The sequence below is a fragment of the Pelotomaculum schinkii genome, from assembly GCF_004369205.1.
GTDB lineage: Bacteria > Bacillota > Desulfotomaculia > Desulfotomaculales > Pelotomaculaceae > Pelotomaculum_C > Pelotomaculum_C schinkii.
Genome location: NZ_QFGA01000002.1, coordinates 273353 through 297094, shown reverse-complemented (window position 1 = coordinate 297094; position 23742 = coordinate 273353). Strand labels below are relative to the sequence as shown.

Annotated in this window: 14 protein-coding genes; 10 read left to right on the top strand and 4 right to left on the bottom strand. The window is 45.0% G+C overall.

The window, feature by feature from the left end:
* Positions 1-5: 5 nt before the first annotated feature.
* Entirely contained in the window at positions 6-1475 is a 1470-nt protein-coding gene (locus Psch_RS12350) for a sensor histidine kinase (RefSeq protein WP_134218976.1), read from the bottom strand.
* Between the two features lie 299 nt (positions 1476-1774).
* Here Psch_RS12350 and Psch_RS12345 point away from each other — a divergent pair, with 299 nt between their 5' ends.
* The 6 genes from Psch_RS12345 (at position 1775) to Psch_RS12320 (ending at position 14202) form a co-directional block, all read left to right on the top strand.
* The gene (locus tag Psch_RS12345) at positions 1775-2947 is read left to right on the top strand and encodes an efflux RND transporter periplasmic adaptor subunit (RefSeq protein ID WP_190240522.1); all 1173 of its coding nucleotides are present in this window, start codon (positions 1775-1777) and stop codon (positions 2945-2947) included.
* A complete protein-coding gene (locus tag Psch_RS12340) occupies positions 2944-6099 on the top strand; it encodes an efflux RND transporter permease subunit (RefSeq protein ID WP_190240521.1) in 3156 nt (1051 codons plus the stop codon). Before Psch_RS12345 ends, Psch_RS12340 begins: the two co-directional genes overlap by 4 nt.
* A 378-nt stretch (positions 6100-6477) precedes the next feature.
* Entirely contained in the window at positions 6478-8616 is a 2139-nt protein-coding gene (locus Psch_RS12335) for a helix-turn-helix domain-containing protein (RefSeq protein WP_190240520.1), read from the top strand.
* 687 nt (positions 8617-9303) lie between these two features.
* Positions 9304-10920, top strand: a complete 1617-nt coding sequence (locus tag Psch_RS12330; RefSeq protein WP_190240519.1) for a CoA-transferase — start codon at positions 9304-9306, stop codon at positions 10918-10920.
* A gap of 281 nt (positions 10921-11201) precedes the next feature.
* Positions 11202-12443, top strand: a complete 1242-nt coding sequence (locus Psch_RS12325) for an L-lactate MFS transporter (protein ID WP_190240518.1) — start codon at positions 11202-11204, stop codon at positions 12441-12443.
* Between the two features lie 232 nt (positions 12444-12675).
* A complete protein-coding gene (locus Psch_RS12320; RefSeq protein ID WP_190240517.1) occupies positions 12676-14202 on the top strand; it encodes an acyl-CoA dehydrogenase family protein in 1527 nt (508 codons plus the stop codon).
* Positions 14203-14615: 413 nt separating this feature from the next.
* Here the strand turns inward: Psch_RS12320 and Psch_RS12315 are convergent, their stop codons facing one another.
* Entirely contained in the window at positions 14616-16349 is a 1734-nt protein-coding gene (locus Psch_RS12315; RefSeq protein ID WP_190240516.1) for a M64 family metallopeptidase, read from the bottom strand.
* On the bottom strand, positions 16346-16825 hold the full coding sequence (locus Psch_RS12310; protein WP_190240515.1) for a hypothetical protein: 480 nt from the start codon (positions 16823-16825) through the stop codon (positions 16346-16348). The genes Psch_RS12315 and Psch_RS12310 overlap by 4 nt, the downstream gene beginning before the upstream one ends.
* Positions 16826-17522: 697 nt before the next feature.
* On the opposite strand from Psch_RS12310, the gene Psch_RS21690 reads away from it, so the two are divergent.
* From Psch_RS21690 to Psch_RS12295, 3 genes are all read left to right on the top strand, one after another.
* Positions 17523-17639 carry a helix-turn-helix domain-containing protein gene (locus Psch_RS21690; RefSeq protein ID WP_190258832.1) on the top strand — a complete coding sequence of 39 codons (117 nt, stop codon included), beginning with the start codon at positions 17523-17525 and terminating at the stop codon, positions 17637-17639.
* 287 nt (positions 17640-17926) lie between these two features.
* Positions 17927-19282, top strand: a complete 1356-nt coding sequence (locus Psch_RS12300; protein ID WP_190240514.1) for an acyclic terpene utilization AtuA family protein — start codon at positions 17927-17929, stop codon at positions 19280-19282.
* A gap of 13 nt (positions 19283-19295) precedes the next feature.
* Positions 19296-19646: a DUF4387 domain-containing protein gene (locus tag Psch_RS12295; protein WP_190240513.1), complete on the top strand. Its 351-nt coding sequence runs from the start codon at positions 19296-19298 to the stop codon at positions 19644-19646.
* A 476-nt stretch (positions 19647-20122) separates the two neighbouring features.
* Here Psch_RS12295 and Psch_RS12290 read toward each other — a convergent pair whose 3' ends face one another.
* Positions 20123-20338 (bottom strand): Ku protein, encoded by a 216-nt coding sequence (locus Psch_RS12290; protein ID WP_190240512.1) that lies wholly within the window; start codon positions 20336-20338, stop codon positions 20123-20125.
* 261 nt (positions 20339-20599) lie between these two features.
* Between Psch_RS12290 and Psch_RS12285 the strand changes: the two genes are divergently transcribed.
* Entirely contained in the window at positions 20600-23716 is a 3117-nt protein-coding gene (locus Psch_RS12285) for a hypothetical protein (protein ID WP_190240511.1), read from the top strand.
* Positions 23717-23742 lie beyond the last annotated feature (26 nt).

The window sequence follows — 23742 nt, the reverse complement described above, 5'->3', positions numbered from 1 at the left end:
GGATTTTAATCTTTTTTAAAATAGGCAGCTTTTTTTAAAGTGAAAAAAATACTTGTCCCCAAACCTTCAGTGCTTTCTCCCCATATCCTCCCCTGATGGGCCTCAATAATCTCCTTGGCAATGGACAGCCCGATCCCGCTACCCCCGGTTGTCCGGTTCCTGGCGCAATCTACCCGGTAAAACCGGTCAAAAATTAAAGGGAGTCTATCCGCCGGAATTCCACAACCGTTGTCCCTTATTTCAATCAAGGCTTCGTTTTTTTCTTCTTTTAAGATTATTTTTATTTCCTTTTCCTGTTTATTTAAATGTTTTTTGGCGTTTTCCATGATGTTATGAATGACTCTAATTAACCTCTGCCGGTCGGCCATGATTAGATCATCGCTTTCATAATAGGACTCAAAGTTAAGCGCTATATTGTTTTCAGTCAAATCAAAATGTAGTTCTTCTCTGGCATCCTCAAGGTATCTATTAATGTCTACACACTCAAAGGAAAAAGGGATTTGTTTGATGTCCAGTTTGGAAAAAAGGACTAGATCATTTGTTAAGCGCTCCATTTCCACAGCGTTGGTAAAGATAGTTCGAAGATATTTTTCTATTTTCGAAGGGTTGTTAGCTACACCTTCAATAATACCCTGGGCGTAGCCTTTAATTGCTGTGATGGGGGTCTTAAGGTCATGGGATATATTGGATATTAGCTCTTTTCTGCTATTTTCATATTGCGCGTTGAGCGCCTGTGATTGCTTTAGCTTTATCCGCATCTCTTCAAAGGCTTGATACAATTCTCCTATTTCATTCTTTACCGGATAACTAATTGGATAATCCAGGTTTCCATATTGGATTTCTTTAGCCGCTTTTTTAACCGAATCCAAAGGCTTGATTAAGCTTTTGGACAACCGGTAGGTCAAGAAACTGTTGGTCATAAAGATGCAAATAATGAAAATTAAAAAAACCCATTTCACATAGCCGGTGTGGCCGGCCGGCGGAGTATCCCAGGGCGCTGTTCTGCTCATAAAAAGGTAGATGCGGCCGGTTGTCCCGTCACTGAAAGAGAGAGCCCGGCACTTTACAATATAATCTTTTGAGATTGCCGATACCCATCTATTGGCAACGTCTTGTTGGAGAAATTTTACCAAGTAAGGTTTAAGTTTTTCGGCGTTAACTGGAACAGAATTATACATAAACTTTTCATTGTATTGAATCAGAACTCCCATATTTAAAGAAGAAATTCTTTCGTTGATCCGCGACAGGAAAAATGAATCTTTGAAATTATCCGGCTTATTGGCGAGGGTGTTATCCAGCTCATCCATAAAATCCATATTCTCCTGCATTTTTTCCTCTAGGGCAATTTCGATTATTTGAAGCTGGTGGTCCTTTTCATAATTGCTTAGAATCAGCCTGGCTGACAAAACTGCCAGGAGAAGAGGAATAATAATCATAATTATGTAAGAAGCCCAAATTTTTGATTTTAAGGACATGCTATTTCTCCTCTGAACTTGCCTTTTGGGGAATTTTTTTCTTTATCCATTATAAATCCTAAATATTAATTACTTTAAAACGGTTTCTTAAATTTTTTAAAAATATTGTACAAAATTTTTATTTCGATTTTCAAATTTGTTAAGAAAATTTTTCTATTTGATTTAGAGGCAGTTTATTTTCTTTTTTTATAATGTTTAAGGTTGAAGAACTGGCTGATTTTACATAATGCAGTTTCCAGAGTTTTGCCTAATGCATAAATGCTTGTAAATAAAAGAAGATGAAGGGAGCGAGAAGAAAGTTGAAACGATTAACGGTTTTGGTATTGGCTTTGTTATTATGTTCTCTTTTTAGCGGATGTGGAAAAAAACAGCCTTTAAGCAATGAAGAATCTTCTACTGCAGTTGAGGTTGTTCAGGTGAGCAAGACAGACATGAACAAGATTTACAATACCTCCGGACAGATTGAGGCATCGTCTGAAGCCACTATTGCTTCCAAGGTTTCGGGCCGTGTTGCCGGGGTCAACGTGAAATTAGGTGACCGGGTGGAAAAGGGGCAGGTTCTTTTTACAATTGAGTCCAGGGAAGCATCTCATAACCTGGCTGAGTCGGAAGCTGACCTGGGTATCAAACAGGTTGGTTATGATACTGCACAGGTTAGTTATGATACTGCAGCTCAGGCTTTAAATGATGCCCAGGTCAATTACGACCGCATCAGTACTCTTTATGAAAGCGGTGCTGTATCAAAGACCGATTTAGAAGATGCGAATACCAAACTGGTCAATGCCAGGCTCAGTTTGGAACAGGCAAGGCTCAGTTTGGAACAAACAAAGCAGGAAATTGATAAGTTGCACGTGACCATTAGTACCGCACAGGATAATTTGGAAGAATATACGGTTACCGCGCCAATTAGTGGTTACATAGGTGAAATTGATGTAGATCTTGGAGAAATGGTAAGTAGTTCGAAGGATGTAGCCAGTATCGTCAGTATCGATACCGTCAAGGTAGAGGCTTCGATACCGGAAAGTGTGGTTAACAACATTAATCTGGGAAATAAGGTCCCAGTAACCGTTGATTCCCTGAACAAGTCTGTGGAAGGAACGGTGACTGCGATAGCTCCAAAGGCTGACTCGACCACCATGGGTTATCCGGTAGAAATCACCGTAGCCAATCCAGACGGGGAAATTAAGCCGGGGATGACTGTGAAAATCAACCTTGTCACAGGAACTTTGCAAAATGTTATTGCTGTCCCGGTGGATGCAGTTATTGATAAGGATGGACAGCATATTGTCTATATTGTAGAAGACAGCAAAGCCAAGGAAGTATATGTCGAAACAGGAGTGTCCAATGACTCCCAGGTTGAAATCACAAAAGGCTTGGAGGTCGGACAGAGCATTGTAGTCGAAGGCAACCGCTTGCTTTCCGATGGGCAGCAGGTGAAGGTGGTCACAAAACAGGAAGGTGATTCCAAGTGAAAATAGCAGATTTCTCGGTAGAACGACCGGTTGCCATCTCGATGCTCATCCTCGCGGTGGTATTCATAGGTCTCTATGCCCTGCCAAACCTGGGGGTTGCTCTGATGCCGAACATGAGTATCCCGGTGGTGACAATCAGCACCAGTTACCAGGGGGCGGCGCCGGCCGAGGTGGAAAAGATCATCACCAAACCAATTGAATCCGCTGTGAGTTCGGTTAGCGGCGTGAAAGAAATCAGTTCCAGCTCTTCAACCGGAAATTCCATGGTAATGGTGCAATTCAACTATGGGACCGATATTGATGAAAAAATGAACGATCTGCGGAGCAAGGTGGATACGGTTCGGAAATCGTTGCCGGATGATGCCGGCAGTCCCACCATCTCGAAAATAGATCCTAATTCCCAGTCGATCATGACTTACTCCCTGTCGGGAGCAAGCCTCACCAAGATGAAGGAAGTTGCCGAAGACACCATCCAGCCCGCTTTGGAACGGATCGAGGGAGTGAGTTCCGTATCGATCAGCGGCGGCAAGGAGAGGGAGATTCAGGTCAGGCTAAATCAAACTAAAATGGATGCCTATGGACTGACCGTGCAGCAGGTGTCACAGGCAATCTCCGGTGATGATATTACCGGCACAGCGGGCTCACTGGTAAAAGGCTCCAACGAAATCAGCATCAGGGTCATGAACGAATTCGACAGCCTGGACGTCATCAAAAACGTGCAGATCAGTGTTCCCGGCTCATCGAATAAATATGTCCCGTTGTCGGATATTGCGGAGGTGAGTGATTCTTTCGCCAAAGATAGCACTCTCACCTATGTGGATGGGGAAGCTTCTCTAAGTCTAGCGGTAATGAAAACTTCAGACGGGAACACAGTGCAGGTGGCTGAGAAGGTACGTGAGGAAGTTGCCAGTTTAAGTCAAACTCTTCCTGGCGGGGTGCAGATGAATCTGGTCAGCGACACTTCCACCACCATCAACGATACCATTAAAAGTGTTGAGGAACATGGGTTACTGGGCGGTCTCCTGGCCGTGATCGTTCTTTATTTATTCCTCCGCAGCGCCCGCAGCACCGCGGTAGTGGCTGTCACTCTGCCGGTCGCCTTAATCGGAACTTTTTCTGTCATGTATTTTTCTGATGTTACGATTAACATGTTGTCCCTGGGTGGATTGATGCTGGGGCTTGGCTCTCTGGTCGACTTTTCCATCGTTGTACTGGAAAGTATCTACAGAAAGAGGCAGGAGGGTCTTGATATTGTCAATGCCGCCAAAACAGGAGCAGCTGAGGTGGGGACTGCCGTGATGGCCTCGGCAGCGTCACAGATCGTGGTCTTTCTGCCTATTGTCTTTGTCAGCGGCATCGCCAGCATGATTTTCAAGCCATTGGCGCTTACAGTCAGCTTTTCTCATGCCTGTGCTCTGTTTGCCGCTTTGACACTGGTCCCCATGATGGCCTCCAGAATGTTGAAAAGCGTTCCGGCGCCGGAAGAGTTTGTGTATAAAAAAGGCGCCAAGAACCCGGTTACTATTTTCGGTTACGGGCTTCAAAAGATTACTGCCCTGTATAAGAAGACCCTCAAATGGGCTTTAGCTCACCGTAAAAAAGTGGTGGCTGCTACCATAATCATGTTCTTCGCCAGCCTGGGGTGTATCCCGCTGATTGGGATGGAGTTTATGACTTCGATGGATGAAAGAGGGGTCAATATCACCATCGAAATGCCCACGGGGACAAAGTTGGAGTCAACCCGTGAAAAGGCTATGGAAGTTGATGCGCTGGCCCAAAAGGCATTAGAAGATGGTTTTAAAAAAGATTATATAACTGTCGGCGGTGGAAGCAGGTCCTTTATGGGCATTTCCAACAGCAATCAGGCCAATATCCAGTTTAAGCTCAAATCCACGGATGAGTATAAACTGACGGCAAATGAAGCGGCAGAAAAAGTGCGTCTGGCCTTGAGCGATGTTGTTGGGGCGACCATAACAGTAGCGGTTGAAGGCGGCGCCATGGGGATGTCCAGCAGCGCAGTCGATGTGATTATCCGGGGTACCGATCTGGATGTCCTTACTGAGTTGGGGAACGAGGCGGCAGATATCGTCAAAGGGGTTTCAGGGACCAGAAATGTAGAAAATTCACTGTCCAGCAATACCCAGGTGCAGGTCGTGGTTGACCGTGAGAAAGCGGCGCGTTACGGGCTTTCCGTAAGCCAGGTGCTTTCGGTGATCAAAACCGCCTTCGGAGGGTCGACGGTAGGCACCTTGCATACCGGGGATAGCACGGTAGACATCAATCTGAAGTTGTCCAATGATTTCACCCAAACAGAGAGTAATCTTGAGAGCCTGATGCTTGTAACCTCTTCTGGCGTGAAGGTGCCGGTGAGCAGCCTGGCCAGCATTACCATTAAAGATTCGCCCAAAGAGATCAGCCGCTCCAATCAAAACCGGGAGGTGGAAATTACCGCAGATGTTTCCGGCAGGGATACCGGCAGTGTTAACAGTGATATTCAGGAACAACTTGCAAAAATGACGCTGCCCCAGGGCTATACCATCGACTACAGCGGTGAGCGGCAAAATATGAATGAATCTTTCAGCGCTCTTTTTACGGCGCTCGCAATGGCGATTGTCCTGGTCTTTATGGTGATGGCGGCACAGTTTGAATCTTTGTTCCAGCCATTTATTATCATGTTTTCCTTACCGCCTACCTTTATCGGCGCTGTGATCGGTCTGGGGCTCACCGGGACCCGTTTGAGTGTGATGAGCCTGATCGGGGCGATCATGCTGGTGGGTATCGTTCTCAATAATGCCATCGTGTTGGTCGACTATATCAATACCCTGCGAAAGCGGGGTACCGAACGCAACGAGGCGATCCTGCAAGCCGGACCGATCCGCTTGCGGCCTATTCTGATGACCACGCTGTGTACGGTGTTGGCCCTGGCGCCTATGGCTCTTGGTGGTGGTTCGGGAAACGAAATGATGAAACCGATGGCCATTGTTATCGCCTTTGGATTGACTTTCTCTACTCTCATCACATTGGTTCTGGTCCCAGTGGTGTATACCATTTTTGATGACCTGGGGAAAAGATTAAGTAAGCGTTTTTCCAATACCTTTGGGAGGATTAAGAAAAATTTTATTAAATCAAGCCATCCCTCTGCGGATGTATAAGATTGCACTCAATTTAGAAATGTCTTTATAAATTAAGAAGCTTAATTTCGTATCGTAACCGAATGGGATATGGAATCTATATGGATGGTTTATTTTCTAATTAGAATTTAGAGGATCAACCATCTTTTTTATTCTGGCAATAATAGTAAATAAATGTCGGTTTACTAATTCTGTAGAAGTATTATAATTGTTATTGTACCACAATAACTTGGTCCTGAGAGGCATTATAATTGTTAAAGTATAACAATAGCTTAATCCATAAATTGGCATATTGCTTCTGTCTCGATAAATATGATGAAAAGGGATAGGGTTTAAACACTCTTTTGGGGAAGCAAATGAACCCTGGTAAGATCGATTGTTTGAAAGGCAAGGTGGAACATGATTACCAATATTAAGCACAAAGATGTGTGTAAGTATATACCTGTTGAGTCATTAATTAGCAAGAACTTCTTTACCCCTAATACAGTAGATATTGGGAAAGAAAAAGTCTTACTCTATATACCAAAACTACCAGTCAATATAAATTTTGAATTTGATTATATCCACAAAGAGGGCAAAACTAATCAAGAAGATGCCCTGAAAACATACCAAAGAGTCTTAGAGGCAAAAAAGATTATAACTTCAAAACTCATAAATGAATGGGTTACCCTTTTTTATAACAACGATCCTCTTTCAAAACAGATCGCTTGGCTTATAACCCCCAAATTGTTAAATGTATATCTTCTTCATCTCAATAATTCTATAAAAGAAAAAGGATTAAAAAATGCAATTACAGAAAGGCCTTATATTGAAATAACCACAAACGAAGAGAGGGACTATATAACCGGACTAAAAGAAGAATACTTTAATACAGTATTCATTAGTGTTGAAGCTTTTCTTCAAAAATCATTACGGGAAGTTAAATATATATGGAGAGAATTTGCGAATTGGTTTTTAACCAACCTAATCGTTATGGCGTTAGAATGGCTGGAAAGTAATTTTGGCAAGGAAGCCTTAGATTCTATGAATAAGGAACAGAGAGTACAAATACTTAATAATTATTTATATAATGATGCCCTGGTTTTTTCCGGAAGGTATCGTTATCTGGTAGGGATGTACGTACAAGATCTGTCTCGATCAATAGTAAAAAGCATAGATTTGACAAATCCCTCAATGGAAGAATTGGAGATAATATTGGGTTTGAAGGCACTGGAGGGAAAAAATCAAGATGTAAAAATATCATTCCACATTGATAGAAGTATGGAATCGCCTTTTAGTGGGAGCTTGCTGGGAGTGGGAAACTGTTTGCTGTATTACCGGTTTCGCGAAGTCCTGGCCATAAGCGGTTTTACCATTCCTGAAGGAGAAAGCTGGCCCACTGCTAACTTGACTACCGGCAATAGAAAACTCAGGGCAATTGTTCAGCTCAGGCCGGACCCTGTAGACATAGAGCCTTACCTTTCAAATACTGAAATAATTGCCTGGCAGAAGCGAATGAGACAAAATGTTATGTCCATGGATGACGTTACTGCCGACGTCGTGGATATTGTCTCAGCTATATGGTTAAAACAGGCATCTCACTATGAGGACATAGCCACAGTGACTGCAGATGACATTCTAGCTTTTAGGGGTTTAAAACCACAGAAAAACGGCGCGGGCAGAAGAGGTGGATACAAGAATGTGTGGCGCCAAGAAATTGCCCGTCATATCGCAATTTTAGCAAATACCTGGATCGTTGTCGCTGAGATGGATGTAACTGAAGAAGTAGAAGGGAAAAAAGGCAGGCAGCGGAAGAGAGTAAAATGGCAGGGTGAAAGTAAAGCCTGGGTTGTCGATAGTAAGTCCGGGCAGGGAACTATGGAGGGAAAAGATTCCTATGTTTGGCGGGTAAGACCTGGGGATGTGTTCTCCAAATTTCTTTTTGGAGCAGGACGTCAGACGGCACTCATCTCACAGAAAGCAGTAGAATATCATCCCATTAACCAGCAATGGGAAAAGAGGTTGACTCGTTACCTGACCTGGCAGTGGAGAAACCGCCAGGGTGGGGGGGCTTACCTTGCCCCGTTCAACGTAGAAACCCTTCTGAATGCCGTAAATAAAGAAGTCAGTAAACATAACCCGAGCCAAACGAAAGAGCGCTTGGAAAAGGCGTTGGATATCCTTCAACAGGATCACATTATTACAGGATGGCAATATGAGTGTGTTAATGAGGATATCGTCGGTACAAAGGGTTGGTGGAAGGAATGGCTTGTTTGGAAAGTCATTATTGAGCCGCCCCAGGAAATCATGGACCATTACGGCAAAATAAGGGACCATAAAATAAAAAGACGGGAAGCTCAGCCAACTCCCTGTCAGGAGCGAACTGCGACATTTATGGGTCCGATTGTAAAAAAAGCACGGCTTCAAAGTGGTCTTTCCCAGATGCAGGCTGCTGAAGAAATAGGTGTAGATCAAAGTACAATGTCCCGATTGGAGAGAGGAAAATCAACCGACGGAAGAACCAGATATTTACTTAAGAAGTGGCTGGAGGACAGATGACAAATTAAGCCGTCTGCATAATACCATATCGCATCGAGTCTACCCCAGCATGTGGCAGAGATTTTCTCGGCACGGGTAATGTCTACCCTGGCGTGGGGTGGTGTCTAGCCTGGCAAGGGGTAGTGTCTATCCTGGCATGTGGCAATAAATTTTCTCATACTTTGTCCATCAAGTGCTTCAGGGTTTTATGCAGCTTTAACTATATAAATAACTTTTACCAAGCCTGGCCGCGCCATAAAGCGCGGCCAGGCTGTTATTATAATTAAGACAACTTGGAGGTAATACTTCCAAATCTTATTAAATATAGAAGTCATATTTGCTTAGTATTTTAAACGAAAGCCCTTTCTGCGCCTATGAAATTAATAAAACAATCATTTGCCAAAACATGACGAGATTTAGCAACGGGTAATCATTTTCTTAGATTTTAGTTTGTGAATAAAATTATTTATTTTTTTTGGCAAAATAGTATGGATTATAGTAGTTTTGTATATTTCAATATGTTCGATAGTAATACGCATAAGTTAACATTGTGGTTTGTTGACGTTTGGCAGCATTTGATTGTTATAAAACAAAACTGGCAATAACATGATTTTATTTAAGAGCGCCGGGTTTCTATCAATTTCGCGCAGAACACCCCAAATATTTTAGGGGTTATCAGTAAGATAAACAAAAAAGGAGAGCGATGTTATGGCAAAGGTAATTACGATGGCAGAGGCAGCTGAACTGTTTGCTGATGGGGACATAATTCTATCAGCCTCTTTCGGAATGGTATGGCCGGAAGAAGTCGGTCAGGCCATCGAGAAACGTTTCCTGGAGACAGGTCATCCCCGTGATATGGTTCATCTTCATGCTGCGGGCTGCATACCGGCGGACTGCTTCGCCCATGAAGGCATGTTAAAGTGGGATATTTCTTCGCACGAAAGCACTACCCCCAAAATGGCAAAGCTAATCGAGGAAGATAAATTACCCGGATGGTATATGCCTTTGGGAACAATGCTGCAGATGTGGAGAGAACAAGGCAGAGGGATGCCGGGTGCCATGTCAAAGGTTGGTCTTGGAACTTTCATGGACGAACGGGTTGACGCAGGGTGCTTAAATCCCAGCGCAAAGAAGATTACAGAGGAATTGACGGCTCAAAATAAACAATTTATTAAGTACATTCCCGATTTTGACGGGGAAGAGTATCTCTACTACAGAGGACTACCTTATACCAAGGGTCTAATTAGAGCTACTACAGCTGACGAAAACGGTAATGTTACGGCTGAAAATGAAGTTTATAACCTCGAATTATCAACTGTTGCGCGTGCTGTGAAAGCTAATGGCGGAAAGGTAATTGTTCAGGTTGAGCGTCTTGCCAAGGCAGGGTCTTTGGATCCTAAACTGGTTAAGGTTGGACGTAATTTAGTTGACTATGTAGTAGTCATTGAACATCCCGAAAACCTGGTCCACGGCTTATGGCCCCACGGCAAGCAAAACATTAATTATTGGTACGGCCTCAATGGAAGAATAAAAGTTCCTATTGGCGATAGCTTAAAACCGATGCCTCTTGACCCCAAGAAAGTAATGGTAAGAAGAGCCTGCATGGAAGCCCAGGCGGGTTGGATGTGTAACTTTGGTATCGGTCTGCCTACCTTCTGCGGCAGCGTAATGGCTGAAGAAGGCGTTATGGATGACATCACCATGATTTCCGAATCCGGTTCTGTTGGCGGCGTTCCGGGCGGCGGCCCTGACTTTGGATGCCATTGGAATGTGCAAGCTTCGGTAGACCAGGGCGAGCATTTCGATTGGTTTGACGGAACAGGTCTCGACTTTGGTGTATTCGGTTTATCCGAAGCACAGGAAGACGGTTCGATCAATACTTCATTTCTAAACGGCATAACTCTCGGCGTAGGTGGATTTGCCAACATAACTGCAGGTGCTAATACTGCTCTGTTCATCGGTACTTTCACTGCCAAGGGTTTAGAGGAAACTATTGAAGACGGTAAGCTTGTTATTAAACAAGAAGGCAAACTGAAGAAGTTCGTGAAGAAATGCTTACAGTTGACCTTTGACGCAAACTTGGCCGCTAAGAATGGTCAGAAGCTGCTCTATATCACTGAAAGATGCGTATTTGAAAGGACTTTGGAAGGCATGGTGTTGATTGAGATCGCGCCGGGCGTAGATCTTCAGAAGGATATTCTGGATCAGATGGAATTCGCTCCGATCATCCCGGCAGGCGGCCCTAGATTGATGCCTGCTGAAATCTTCCAGCCGGTTTGGGGCAACGGCGGCTTAAAGGCTGTTTGGGACGCAAAAGTAAAATAGTTTAACCGGATATGTTTTCTTTATAATCAAACGGAGTACTTATCGAAGCAAAGCGGATTCTTGACATGGAGAATGATTCTATCGTCCACAGATGATAAGGAATGCAGCGAAGCTGCTTCATCCTCAGGCATTTAAAACGATGGTACCAGTTTCCATGTCAAGTGTATCCATGAATAATTGAATTTCTCGCTATAGTGGGGGTAAATAAATGTTCCCATAATATAGGTAATATTTCCCATGGATAACAAATGATAGCTATTTTTATAAAGGAGGCATTATTCATGGACTTAAAAACTAAAAGATGGCTTATTTTGATCGCCAGCGTGGTTATCAACCTTTGTATTGGTTCCGGTTACGCCTGGAGTGTTTTTGCCAAACCAGTGATCGCTGCGTTAGGATGTACTGCTGCCGCAGCGGCTCTGGCATTTACGATTTCTAACGGTGTTGGTCCTATAACGATGATCACGGGCGGAAGAATTCAGGACAAAGTTGGACCCAAGTGGGTAATATTTTTCGGAGCATTCATGTTCGGCGGCGGCGTTTTACTGGCCGGCTTTTCGACATCGGTATCATGGCTGTATATGTCATACGGGGTGATCATGGGCTTAGGTATGGGTATCATTTATTCCTGCACGGTAGCCAATACGGTCAAGTTTTTCCCGGATAAACGGGGTCTTGTAGCCGGAATAGCAACAGCCGGTTACGGGTGTGGATCTATCATTGTGCCCCCCCTTGCTAACTCTATGATTGCCAGTATGGGTATCCTTAACACTTTTAAGACGTTGGGCATTGCCTACATTATCATAATTGCAGTATTCTCATTCTTTATCCAGACTGCTCCCGCCAATTACAAGCCGGAAGGCTGGAATCCACCGGCGCCTACCGCTACATCGACAGTATCCGGTGTGGATAAAAACTGGAACCAAATGCTCTCGGATCCCATGTTTTACGTGTTATTTTTAATGCTTACCGCCGGGGCATTTTCCGGTTTGATGATTATCAGTCAGGCTTCACCTATTATCCAGGAAGTAACCAAAGTAACCCCGGCAGCAGCAGCTGTAGGAGTAAGTCTGCTGGCTATGGCCAACACGTTCGGCCGGATCTTTTGGGGTGCGGTGTCGGATAGAATCGGCCGCTATCCTGCGCTGATCGTCATGTATATTATTGCTGGCGCAGCCACATTATCTTTGTCCAGTATTGGCTCTTTTGGTACTTTTATTGCCGCCATTATGTTCGTTGGCTTTTGCTTCGGCGGCACTATGGGCATCTTTCCGGCACTTACGGCCGACATGTTCGGTCCTAAAAACAACGGGGTTAATTACGGCATCATGTTCTGCGGTTTTGCTTTAGCCGGATATCTTGGCCCTATCCTGGCTGCCAGTATTAAAGCTAGCAACGGGAATTATACGATGGCCTTCATGATTGCCGCTTCAATGAGTATTATCGGTGTCGTGCTTACTCTGATTGTGCAGAACAAGAATAAAAAAGACCGGGCAGCCAGGTCCCTGGAGGCTAAGGCATAGGTTTTAATCGCAGGGCTGTTTCAACTTGAGGCTGCTTATATTGTGTGTAATAGGAATCAGTATGATAAAGCTAGCAGTAAAGTTGCGTGCGTAACCCCTTGTGGAATATCCCACAATGTAACGCAGGGCAAAAAAAGAGGGTAGAATACCAGCTATAGGAAGATGCAATGATTTAGCGGTATTACCCCGGATAATATCAAATTAACTATTCAATATAAAAGGAGGCAAAAAAATGGAGAGTTTTCCCTGGTGGAGTGAAGAACAGAAACAGTTAGCAAAAGATGTAAGGGCGTTTATGCAAAAGATAGCGAAACGGGAAATGGAGACCAGGTGGACGAGGGAATTCCCCTTTGATTTATATGAAGAGTTTGGCAAAACAGGCTTTACAGGCGCCGCCTTCCCCAAGGAGTATGGTGGAATGGGTCTGGGCTGCACAGGCGGCTGCATCGTGGCCGAGGAAGTTCACAAAGTTAGCCCGGGATTGGGCAGGATCATCGTGGGCAATATGATGGGCGGCGTAATGCAGCTTCTAGATTTCGGTACGGAAGATCAAAAGAAAAAGTATCTGCCGCGTATTGCCCAAGGTGAGATCGGGTGTGTTGGTATTACCGAAGTGACCGCTGGTACCGATGCTGCTGGTATAGAAGTTGAAGCGAAACCGGAAGGGGATCATTATGTCCTCAACGGCAAGAAGCGCTTTATCGTCGGAGCCGGCGTGGCACAACATTATATTGTCTACGCCAGGTCAAGCAACAACCCGGAAGATGTTAAAAAACACCGTCATCTCACAGCTTTCTGGGTTGAAAAAGGGGTACCCGGCTTTACCACAGAACGGATCAATGAAATTCTAGGTTTCGAGAACGTACAAAATGGTTCCCTTGATTTCGATAATGTTATCATACCGGTGGAAAACAGAATCGGCCAGGAGGGTGAAGGCTGGAAGGTTTTGATGCACGGGCTCAATTTTGAGAGAACCCTGATTTCCGCCTCGGCCGCTGCCTGGCAGCAAATATTATTGCAATATACAGTACCTTATTCTCAAAGGAGGGTCCAGTTCGGCAGACCCACCATTGATATTGCCGGTAACCAGACCAGAATCGCTGATATCATCATGCGGCTAAAAACGACGCGTATGTCCGTTTACTACACCGCATACCTTTGGGATCTTGGCAAGGACATTACCATCGAAGCAAGCATGGTAAAGGCATGTGGCGCTGAAAACACATTTGCATCAAGCTGTGACGCCACTCAGGTTATGGGTGGTGACGGGGTGAACCGTTTCTATCCGGTTCAGAATGTATTTGAAGTTGCCAAGACAGATTATATTGCGGGGGGTACTCTGGAAGCCTGTAGGTTAGTTATTTTCAGGTCCGGGCTCAAACTGATGGCGGAGGATATGCAGATGCCGCGCCGGGTCATAAGCGAAAAACTGGGTGTGCCGGTGCCGGCAGCAGGGCCTGTTGAAAAGAAATTGGCGCTCAGCGAAGAAAATGTCCTGGCTGTCCTGGGCGAAGACTACCGGATCAACCAGGGACTGCATATGACACTGGGTGATATCGAGCAATATATCGATGCAGATGATGAAGCATTGGGCAAAGTCATCGACGCCCTGCAGGAACAGGGGCTTGTAATGACCTACCGGACCAGGAAAGGCGCCGTACAGCTCGTCAAGGCCAACTACAAAGGTCTGAAGAAAGCTTATCCCAAGGAATACTACAGGTGGGCGCCGGAATTTGTAACTGAGGATAGAATGTTCTAAACAAATCCTATAGGCAGCAAGACCGTCTACTATAAAAAGTAGGCGGTCTTGCTCGTTTTGCCCTTTGCTGTCGTACTTGGTTTATACATAATGTGGTAATGCTTTGCAGCTTCTTAAACTAAAGGGCAGTTTCATCAAAAAAACCCCACTTCAAAATGAACTGGGGTTTCACGTTCTTATTAAAATTATTGTGTAAAATGGTTTAAGCAGTTAGTCTAAGGGTACCCGGTGGAGCGCAAAGATTGAAAAGTGGAGCCTCGTGCTGGACAGCTGAGCCTGGTCACTGGGGCGCGACGCCGCCCTGCTCGCCCAAGCGGCTACCGCCTGGTGTCGGTGGCGCTGGTCGACTCCTTCCCCCACACCTTCCACGTTGAGACCGCGAGCGGGTTCGACCGCTGACGCCAGCCCGGCGGTCAGCCATAATAACGGACATGCACCGCGGGTACGGCGCTCGACCCGGTGCCGAGGTAGTTGTGCTGGCGGCCCCACGTCCTGCCGTCGAAGGTCGTGTAGTAGAGGCTCGGATCGCCGGCGACGCCGCTCCATGCCATGAACAGCCGGTCCGGACCGGCCGAGAGCGAGACGCCCGTGGCCGTCCCCACGTTGGGGACCGGAGCCTGCGGCGCCCATCGCGAGCCGTCGAAGCTGGTGAACCACACGCTCTGATCGCCCTCGATCCCCTTCCACACCATGTAAAGGCGATCACCGATCACGGCCAGGGCGGGATAGGCGCTCGTGCCGACGTTGGGGATCGGCGCCTGGGCGCTCCACTGGTTGCCGTCGAAGCTGGCGAACCACATGCTCTGGTCGTTGGCGATGCCCTTCCACGCCATATACAGCCGGCCCCTGTAGACCGCGAGGGCCGGACGCGTGCTTGTGCCCACTCCGGGAACGTTGCGCTGGGCAGCAGGCAAGCCGCCCTCGAAGCGGGTGAAGTTGATGCCTTGGTCGTTGAACGCGCCCTTCCAGGCCAGGTACGCCCGGCCCTGGAACATGGCCGCGGCGGGGCCGGTGCTCGTGCCCACGCCGGGCACGTTGTGCTGCGTGTCCCAGGTGACCCCGTCGATGTGGCGTAGTACGCTGTAGTAGATGCCCTGGTCGTTGGAGATGCCCTTCCACGCCATGAAGGCTCCTTGGTTGTCGCTGATCAGCGCGGGGCCAGTGCTGCTCTTGAAGTCGGGCAGGTGGTACTGGTAGCTTTCGCTGGCCCGGCCGTTGTAGAGGGTCTGGTCACCACCCACTCCCTTCCAGGCGAAGCGGACGGACAGCGGCGAGAACTGCCAGAGGCGGTGCAGGATGACGTCGGAGCAGACCCGGCAGAAGTCGCTCGCCAACGTGCGCATCTTGCAGTCGAACTCGGGACGGTAGGCGGAGCAGTGGTAGGTGTCGGCGCCCTCGAACGCCCCTACGGCGCCGGAGGGGACCGGTGACGGCTGCGGGTCGCACACCGCGCAGTTGGCGTTCCGGGTCGTCGGGAGCGCCGTGCCCGCCCGGACGTACCGGCGCCACTTCAGCCTTTGGATGTTGTTGAAGCCGGTGACCGTTACGTTTTCGGCGGCGGGCTCCACCGCCGGGTGGTTGTTGTGGTCGAGCTCGCCGGACGCGCACCCACGGAAGGTCTCGTACTCGTCGGCCAGAGCGAAGGCGGTGTGGCCGATCTCGTGCAGGGCGATGTCGACCGCGTTGGCGGCGAGGGAGTAGACGGCCACCGGGCCCCCTGAACCCCCGTAGATCGGCGAGTTGACGATGACCACGACCAGGCGGTGCTGGGGTACTTCGGCGTTGGCCACCTGTAGGGCTAAGGTATTGTTGACGGTCAACAAACGTTGGTTCGTGCCGTCGCCGCAGAACGTGGCGTCGAAGTACGTGCGGGCGGTGCCGCCCCCGCCGCCGCACGTCACGGGGTCGTCGGCCCCCGTGTCGGTCGAGCTCACGTCCACCCGGAACACGTTGATCGAGTTCATGACCAGGTGGAACGGCGGTGTCCGGGACAGCCGGGTGACGAACGCGGCGGCGTCGTTGGCGAACTGACCCAGCTGGGCCTGCTGGTAGCCCTCGGACAGAATGACGATGTTGAACCGGCGGGCCGCCGGCCCGTTGTTGAGTATCTGGGTCGTCCCCACGACCGCCCCATCCGAGGCGCTCACGGCCGGCCCTCCACGGTGCGCCGCACCCCGGCCATGTCGAAGCGGGCGACCTCCCGGGCCGCTTGGTTGCGGGCCTCGGGTGTGGAAGGGCTGGCGACGAGGACCAGGTTCTCGGCGCGTTCCGGTTCGGGGATCACCAAGGTGAACGTCCCCGACGGCGCCGCGGCCGGAAGCCGGACGATCTCTCCGGCAGGATTCTCGGGGAAGACCTCGTAGTCGGCGGCGATCGGGTTGTGCAGGTCCTGCCTGAACACCAGGGCGCCGGCCGCGTCACGCAGCTCGAGCCAGAAGCCGCTTCGCGGCTCACGCTCCTCCAGGGAGTCGGCGGGCGGCACGAACATCGCCACTCGTTGGGCGACGACCAGCTCGATCTCCTCGCCGCGGTAGGCGAAGGTCAGCCGCAAGGCCCGCTCGTCCTTCTCTTCTGGCTCAGACAAAATCCATGTGGGGTTAGGATTGCCCGAGACTTCTAGCATGACAAATGTCCTCCAAAAATAGATTTTTGTCTTATATGGTAAATATCTTTATCTTTTGTTTCGTACTGCAACCTGCATTCCGCATTAACTCAATTAGCATTGCACATGTGCTCGAACTGACCTCAATTTCTCCCTGGCAGGCAGGAGGACGGATGGAAGAGGAAAAAATCGTCCGGGCTGGCTTCACCATTAGGCTTTTCCGCGATCTATGTAGTTCAGCCCAGGAAGCTTACACCGCGGTGCGCCGCCTTATTTTCCCAAGAGGGGGTATACTCTGCTACGTCCGACGATCTGGTTTTCGACCCGTGTAGACTTCGCCGTAGGTACCATAAGCTTGTCATTTAAGTAGCTTATATGTATATTGCCCGGTTCTAATCATTTATACGCAGGCTTTGCAACAGGTGTCTTGCACAATTTAGTCCCTGTGGTCTACATTAAGTTTTATATTTTAGGTAAAAAGCGCTAGATATAGTAAATTTCAAAAATATGAATTTTCTGCTTTACAAATAGCAATCCAGGGGGTAAGGGGATGGCAATTACTTTGAAACGCTTAGTGTCTGTCTGGGTACTTTTGCCAGCATGGCCGGGGGGGTATGCCACGGTTATTGACTACCGCATCGATTACTAGTCCATTCCCCCAGTAAGAAAGGGTTAATACACTTCTTTTTACCTATGGGGGACTGCCTTCTGGCAGTTAATATTAAAGGACACTGGCTATAAACGAAGCCGGGCTGCAAAAAAGCTGGGTATAAGCACCACCACGCTATGGCGCAAGATGAAACTCCTAGGCTTATTAGATGAGATGAATAGCTAGAAAAGCATTACAAGAGAAAAAAGTGGTTGAAGCTGTTGTCTTCAACCACTTTTTTTGTTTAACTAAGATCGTATTATTTAGCCCAATTACGGCAATGACCTTGTTAAAAGAGTCTTTTTTGTAGTTGTTCCATATATAATCCTTAATAAATAATATTATAGATTAAAAAATTCAAAAAGGAGGGTTCGTATGAAAGTCTGGGCATCAGCAAAATCGGAATGGACTCTAATTTTTGAAATATATGAATGGTGTCATTTTATTTTTGCAACAAAGGGGGATTCATTCAGATGGAAGAAATGCGGATTTTGTCTCCAACGGCCATCCTTGGGTATGGGTTTCCGTTGGAATCATTCACAGAAGGGTTAAGCCAAAAGCCTCATGTCATAGCAGTGGACGCGGGTTCCACCGACCCGGGTCCGTATTACCTGGGCGCCGGGAAGTCTTTTACAAACCGCGCCGCTGTGAAAAGGGACCTCGAGTTGATACTGGAAGCGGCGGTAGAAAGGAAAATCCCGGTACTCATTGGTACGGCAGGGGGCAGCGGTGGGGAGCCGCACCTGAAACGGGACTATGACTTAATCGTAGAGATTGCCAGGGAAAAAGGGCTTCATTTTACAATGGCGGTAATTCATGCCGAGGTGGACAAGGAGCAGGTTAGAGAGGCGTTGCGCCGAGGTGAAGTAACTCCATTGTATCCTGCGCCACCGCTGAAGGAAGAAGACCTGGATACTACATTCAGGGTTGTAGGACAGATGGGGTTCGAGCCTCTGATTGCTGCCCTGGAAGAAGGGGCGCAGGTGATTTTGGCCGGCCGTGCTTACGACCCGTCGGTCTTCGCGGCCCCGGCCATTCGCGCTGGTTTTGAACCGGGGTTGGCTATTCACCTGGGCAAAATTCTTGAATGCGGGGCTATTGCCTCATCTCCCGGCAGCGGCAGTGACTGCCTCCTGGGACGGGTGGGCCCGGGATATTTTGAAGTGGAGCCCTTAAACCCAATCCGGCGGTGTACGGTTACCTCTGTGTCAGCCCACACCCTTTATGAAAAATCAAATCCATTGGCGCTGCCCGGCCCGGGGGGACTGTTGGAGCTGAAGGAAGCAAAGTTTGAGCAAGTGACAGAGAACCGGGTAAGGGTTACGGGCAGCAAGTTTATCCCTACGGACAAGTATTATATTAAGCTGGAAGGGGTAAAGATGGCTGGTTACAGGACAGTATCCATTGCCGGCTGCCGTGATCCGATCATGGTGAAGAAAATAGATGAGGTCATCACGACAGTAAGGGAAAGGGTCCAGGATAACTTTAAGGAGTCAGGTTACCAATATTTTCTCGACTTCAAGCTATACGGCCGCAATGGCGTAATGGGCAGGCTGGAGCCGGAGCTAAATGTGATACCTCATGAATTAGGAATCATCATTGAAGCGGTGGGGGAAACCCAGGACATAGCCGATACGATTTGCAGCTTTGCCCGTTCCACCATGCTCCACAGCGGTTACTCCGGCCGGATGGCTACAGCGGGAAACCTGGCATTTCCTTACTCTCCCTCCGACTTTAAAGGTGGGGCCGTATACCAGTTCAGCGTCTATCACTTGATTGAGGTAAACAATCCCTATAGTCTTTTCCCGATGAAACTAATTAATCTTTAAAGGGGCGATTGGATTGAAAAAAATTAATATTACCGAACTAGCCAGTGTGGTTCGTAGTAAGAATTCGGGTCCTTATGAATTGACTTTCGATATCATTTTCAAGGATCGTGCGGCCTTTGAACAGGCACGGAGGTCTGGGGTGTTTACAAAAGAATTGATTGCCGGACTATACAACATCGATATAGATAAGGTTATCGGGGTTGTAGAGTTTGAAGCAGCAAACGCTATCAAGGCGACAATTGTACGCCCGGTGGTATCAGGAGCCCTCGGCGAGACAGATGTGTATGGGGCTCAGCAGAATGCCCCTTTGTTGAGTATAGAGGTACCGGTTAGCTCAGACTTCGTAAAATATTTGGATAGTTAATCGGCAAGTTAGTTACCAATAAAATACGACGAAAGACAGGTGATTTTTATGATATCCCGTTTTGCAATTTTTACAATGAATGCTGCAATAATAAAGAAACCTAAACCTATGGCAATGGCTATACTTGTCATGGTTTACCTCCTTTACACTTTGTTAATTTTTAATCTACCCGACAGGTTAAGTTAAAACTCTGGCGAATATTCCCAATATGATATACGTTGACTATACCTTAGGAATTGCATGTGCAATCTGAGCTGTATTGATGGCACGGTGGAGCCGAATAAGAGACCGGCTTAGGTTTTCGCGGCATTGCTGATGGTGGGGTGCCACATAATTTATGTAAGAAGTTATTAAAACTGAAGCCGTTTAATTAAAAAACATTACAGGAACAGCCCCTGGTTCCCCAGGGGCTATTCTTACGCGATTTCGTCTTCTTCATAGACTGCTCTATACTCAATCTTAGAGCCTCCATAAGATTAGTAACCCTGGGTGGTTCTACCACTACCTTTGATAATTTCTTCTGCCGGCACTTCCTTTTCACAGTGAGGGCAGTACTTACGGTACTTTATCCTACTCTTGCAAGGCTCATGTATCTGATTGAAGGAAACTTGGTTAGCATTAACGGCGCCGCATACTTTCACCGGTATGTTAACGAGGCCAAATGATATTGAGCCTTTCCATATTGCCTGCATATTCATTCCCTCCTTAGCTACATTTTATTGTTTTAAGAAGTGGAGGTCAGCAGGGAAGTGATGGTAGGCAGGATTAATCTATATACTGGATATTTTTCCTAGTACTATATCTCGTGTGATTTAGGTTGAAATGTTTATTCATGATTTTTGACGAACAACTTTTTTAAGGAATATTTTCTTAGTAATTTTTTGTATGTAAAGGAATAATTTATATTTCTGTCGAATGTTAAAAAATTCTACGTTAACGGGAAGTGGTATTTTGTGGGTAATTATTTAAGAATTGCATTAGCTCAGATTAAGTATCACCCTGCTTATAAAAATTTACTTATGGAACCAACTGGTGAAGATATAGGATTAAACTTATTAGGGTCATCAGTTGTTGGGGTAAAAGCCTCAAGAAAGTATGTATATGATAAATATTTAGATTTTTTATCTCGAAGAGTTATATCTATTATAGATAAATGTTCTTCATTAAAAGTTAACATTGTTGTTTTCCCAGAATATTCAATACCATCTGATCTTTTATTGTTAGTAAAAGAACTTTCCATTAAAAACAATATTTTTATAGTTGCTGGTAGCCACATGGTTACACAAAAATGCGCTAACCATTATAAAAGTATAGGATTCGATGATTTTCTGGAGAACGATGAATATATAAAAGATGAATATATTCGGCAAGCAATGTGTCCGGTGGTTATGCCAAATGAAAAAATATACTTTGTTCCTAAAACTCGACCTTCTAAATTTGAGCCGGATTTAGAAGAGTCTCAAAGAACTTGGGATTGGATTTCTATTGATTTAAATGATTATAATTTTAACTTAGGAGTTATGATCTGTGTTGATTTCTTGAGTGAGGCTTTAGTATCACCTCAAAACGATAATCCTTGTCTGATAGTTGTTCCGTCTTGGAGTCCAAAAACAGCATATTTTAGTTTTCCAGCAAATTATTATCGAATTCAAGGAAAATCTATTATATATGTTAATGAAGCAACTATAGGTGGGTCGAAAATATTCGGATACTGTGACAAAAATAATAAGGACATTTTTTTAGATGAAGATGGAACTATTGCAATGCCATCTAACGATGAAGTTATTCTTGTTGCTGATGTAGATATTGAAGGGCAATATAATAAAAGTGGTGTAGTGACATTACATAAGCCAATAAAAATTGTTTCTATTATACCTATATTGAATAATTTACATGAAAGAATATTTGATTCATTAAACAAGGCACCTTCTTTAAATTCGACTCAGTTACATTTAGAACTGGATTCACTTGCAAGTATAAAAGAACAACCATCAATTTTAAACTATAAATTGACTTTTCTTTCAGAAATAATTGAAGAAGGTATTGCTAAGAAGGAAGATGTTCTATTTTTTTGTGATTACATATTTATCTCGGAAAATCCCCTTGAATTTTTAGAATATGAATTTTTAAAAGTGATACAGAAAGCTGTTGCACCAATAGTTACCAGCGATAACTTTAATAGGAAGGCCTTAGAAGTATTGAATAATATATCGAGAAAACTTGATCAAATAAAAAAGTGTTATCCATCTATTACCGCAAAAACGATTATTACTCCAGATGCTGAACAATTTTCTGAAGTAATCAGTGATACTAATCGTCCATATATTGGTAGGGATAATGCAATTAAAGAAATGAGAGAATTTATTAATAATGAAAATATTAAAACTTGTTTTGTTTTTGGCATAAGGGGTATAGGAAAAACAGCCTTCGTTAATGAGGGAATTAATTATGTACTACCATCAAATTGGAAAAAAATAGTTATTAATATAACGGAAGGGACAGGATTTAATCGTTTTATCCTTTCCCTGTTAAACTTACTGGAGTTTATCTTTGATGAAAAAGAAATAATAACACAGATTGAGAGTAATTTGGAATCTTTATTTAAAAATATTTTTGATAGGTTTAATAGTTTGCCTTCTGCTGTTTTAATAATAGATGACTGGCACTATACATTTAGTAGAGGTAACTATTTTGACATAAAATTTGATCGATTTATTAAATATTCAGCCAAAACTGTTTCAGGTAGCAAAAATAAAATCTTTATTACATCACCTTTTAAGTTTAAATATCCTGAAGAAGGTTTTGCAAATATCGTTTTGGAACCACTTGAAGAACAATATATAAGAGGAATAATAGACTGGAATTTGAAACTTTTCCATGGAAACAAATCTATCTATATTCCAATAGAATTAATAAATAGGTTACACGGTAACCCGCTAGCTGCAAAATTCATATCTCAGTTACTAGAAAAGTATCCTATGCAATCAATTATTGATAATACTACTGTTCAAAAACGTTTCCAAGATAGGTTAATTCCTTTACTACTAGCAAGAATTGATTTAATGCCCAAGGAAATTGAGTTGGTTCGCTATATCTCAGTTTATAACGTTCCTTTCGAGTTTGAAGTAATAGATAAGTTTGTTGGAGACGAATCTGTAGAAATGATTGATGTTTTAACCGATCATTTTTTGCTTGAATTTAATATAGAAACAGGTCTCTATCAGATGCATCCAATTATTAAGGAGTATTTTGTTAATCAAATTCCACTTGAAATAAGAATTGAATACCATAAGCATGCTGTTGAATACTATGAATCCAAAATAAAACAATCATCAACAAGGATAGAGGATTATGGGGAACTAGTATCACATTTAGCTCAATCACTTCAATATGAAAAGGTTCAGGAATATAAGGAAATTTTTATGGATGAAATTCGTCCAGTGGCATTAAGGTTATTTAGAGGAAAAGAATTCCGTAAAGCTATTGAATATTATAAGATACTTGAAGGCATGTATCCTGAAGATGTCGATATAAAATTTAAAATTGGATTATGTTATGGTAATTTAGAATTTTGGAGGGAGGCTGAGCATTATATTAATTTAGCTTTGGGCAAGAATCGTGATGCGTGGTGGGTTCTAGCGGGATACGGGGATTTATTATCAAGAAAAAGGAAGCTGGATCAAGGAGAAAAGTATTTAAATCAATCAATAGAAATTGCAAATAAAGTCAATGTGCCAGAATGGCGATATTCCGCTATATATCAATCGCTAGCAAATGTCTTTGAAAAGCGTAAGATATTTGGCAAGGCAGAAGAATTCTATAAATCTGCGATTGATTTTGATAAAGCCAGTGCTTTTGCTAGATATGCATATGCAAAATACCTATATAAACAAAAAAATTATCCAGATGCAATTACTCAATTGAAAATTGCAGAGGAACTTGATTCTTCACTTAAACAGGTTAAATGGCTTAAAGAACAAATATCATCTACTGCAGGTAATGGGTTAGTTAGACTTCCGGATGAGGATGAGGTTGTTAATGAGGATGATTTCGAGGATAATAACATCTAATTTATTTTTGACCAAATTTTCCCTGA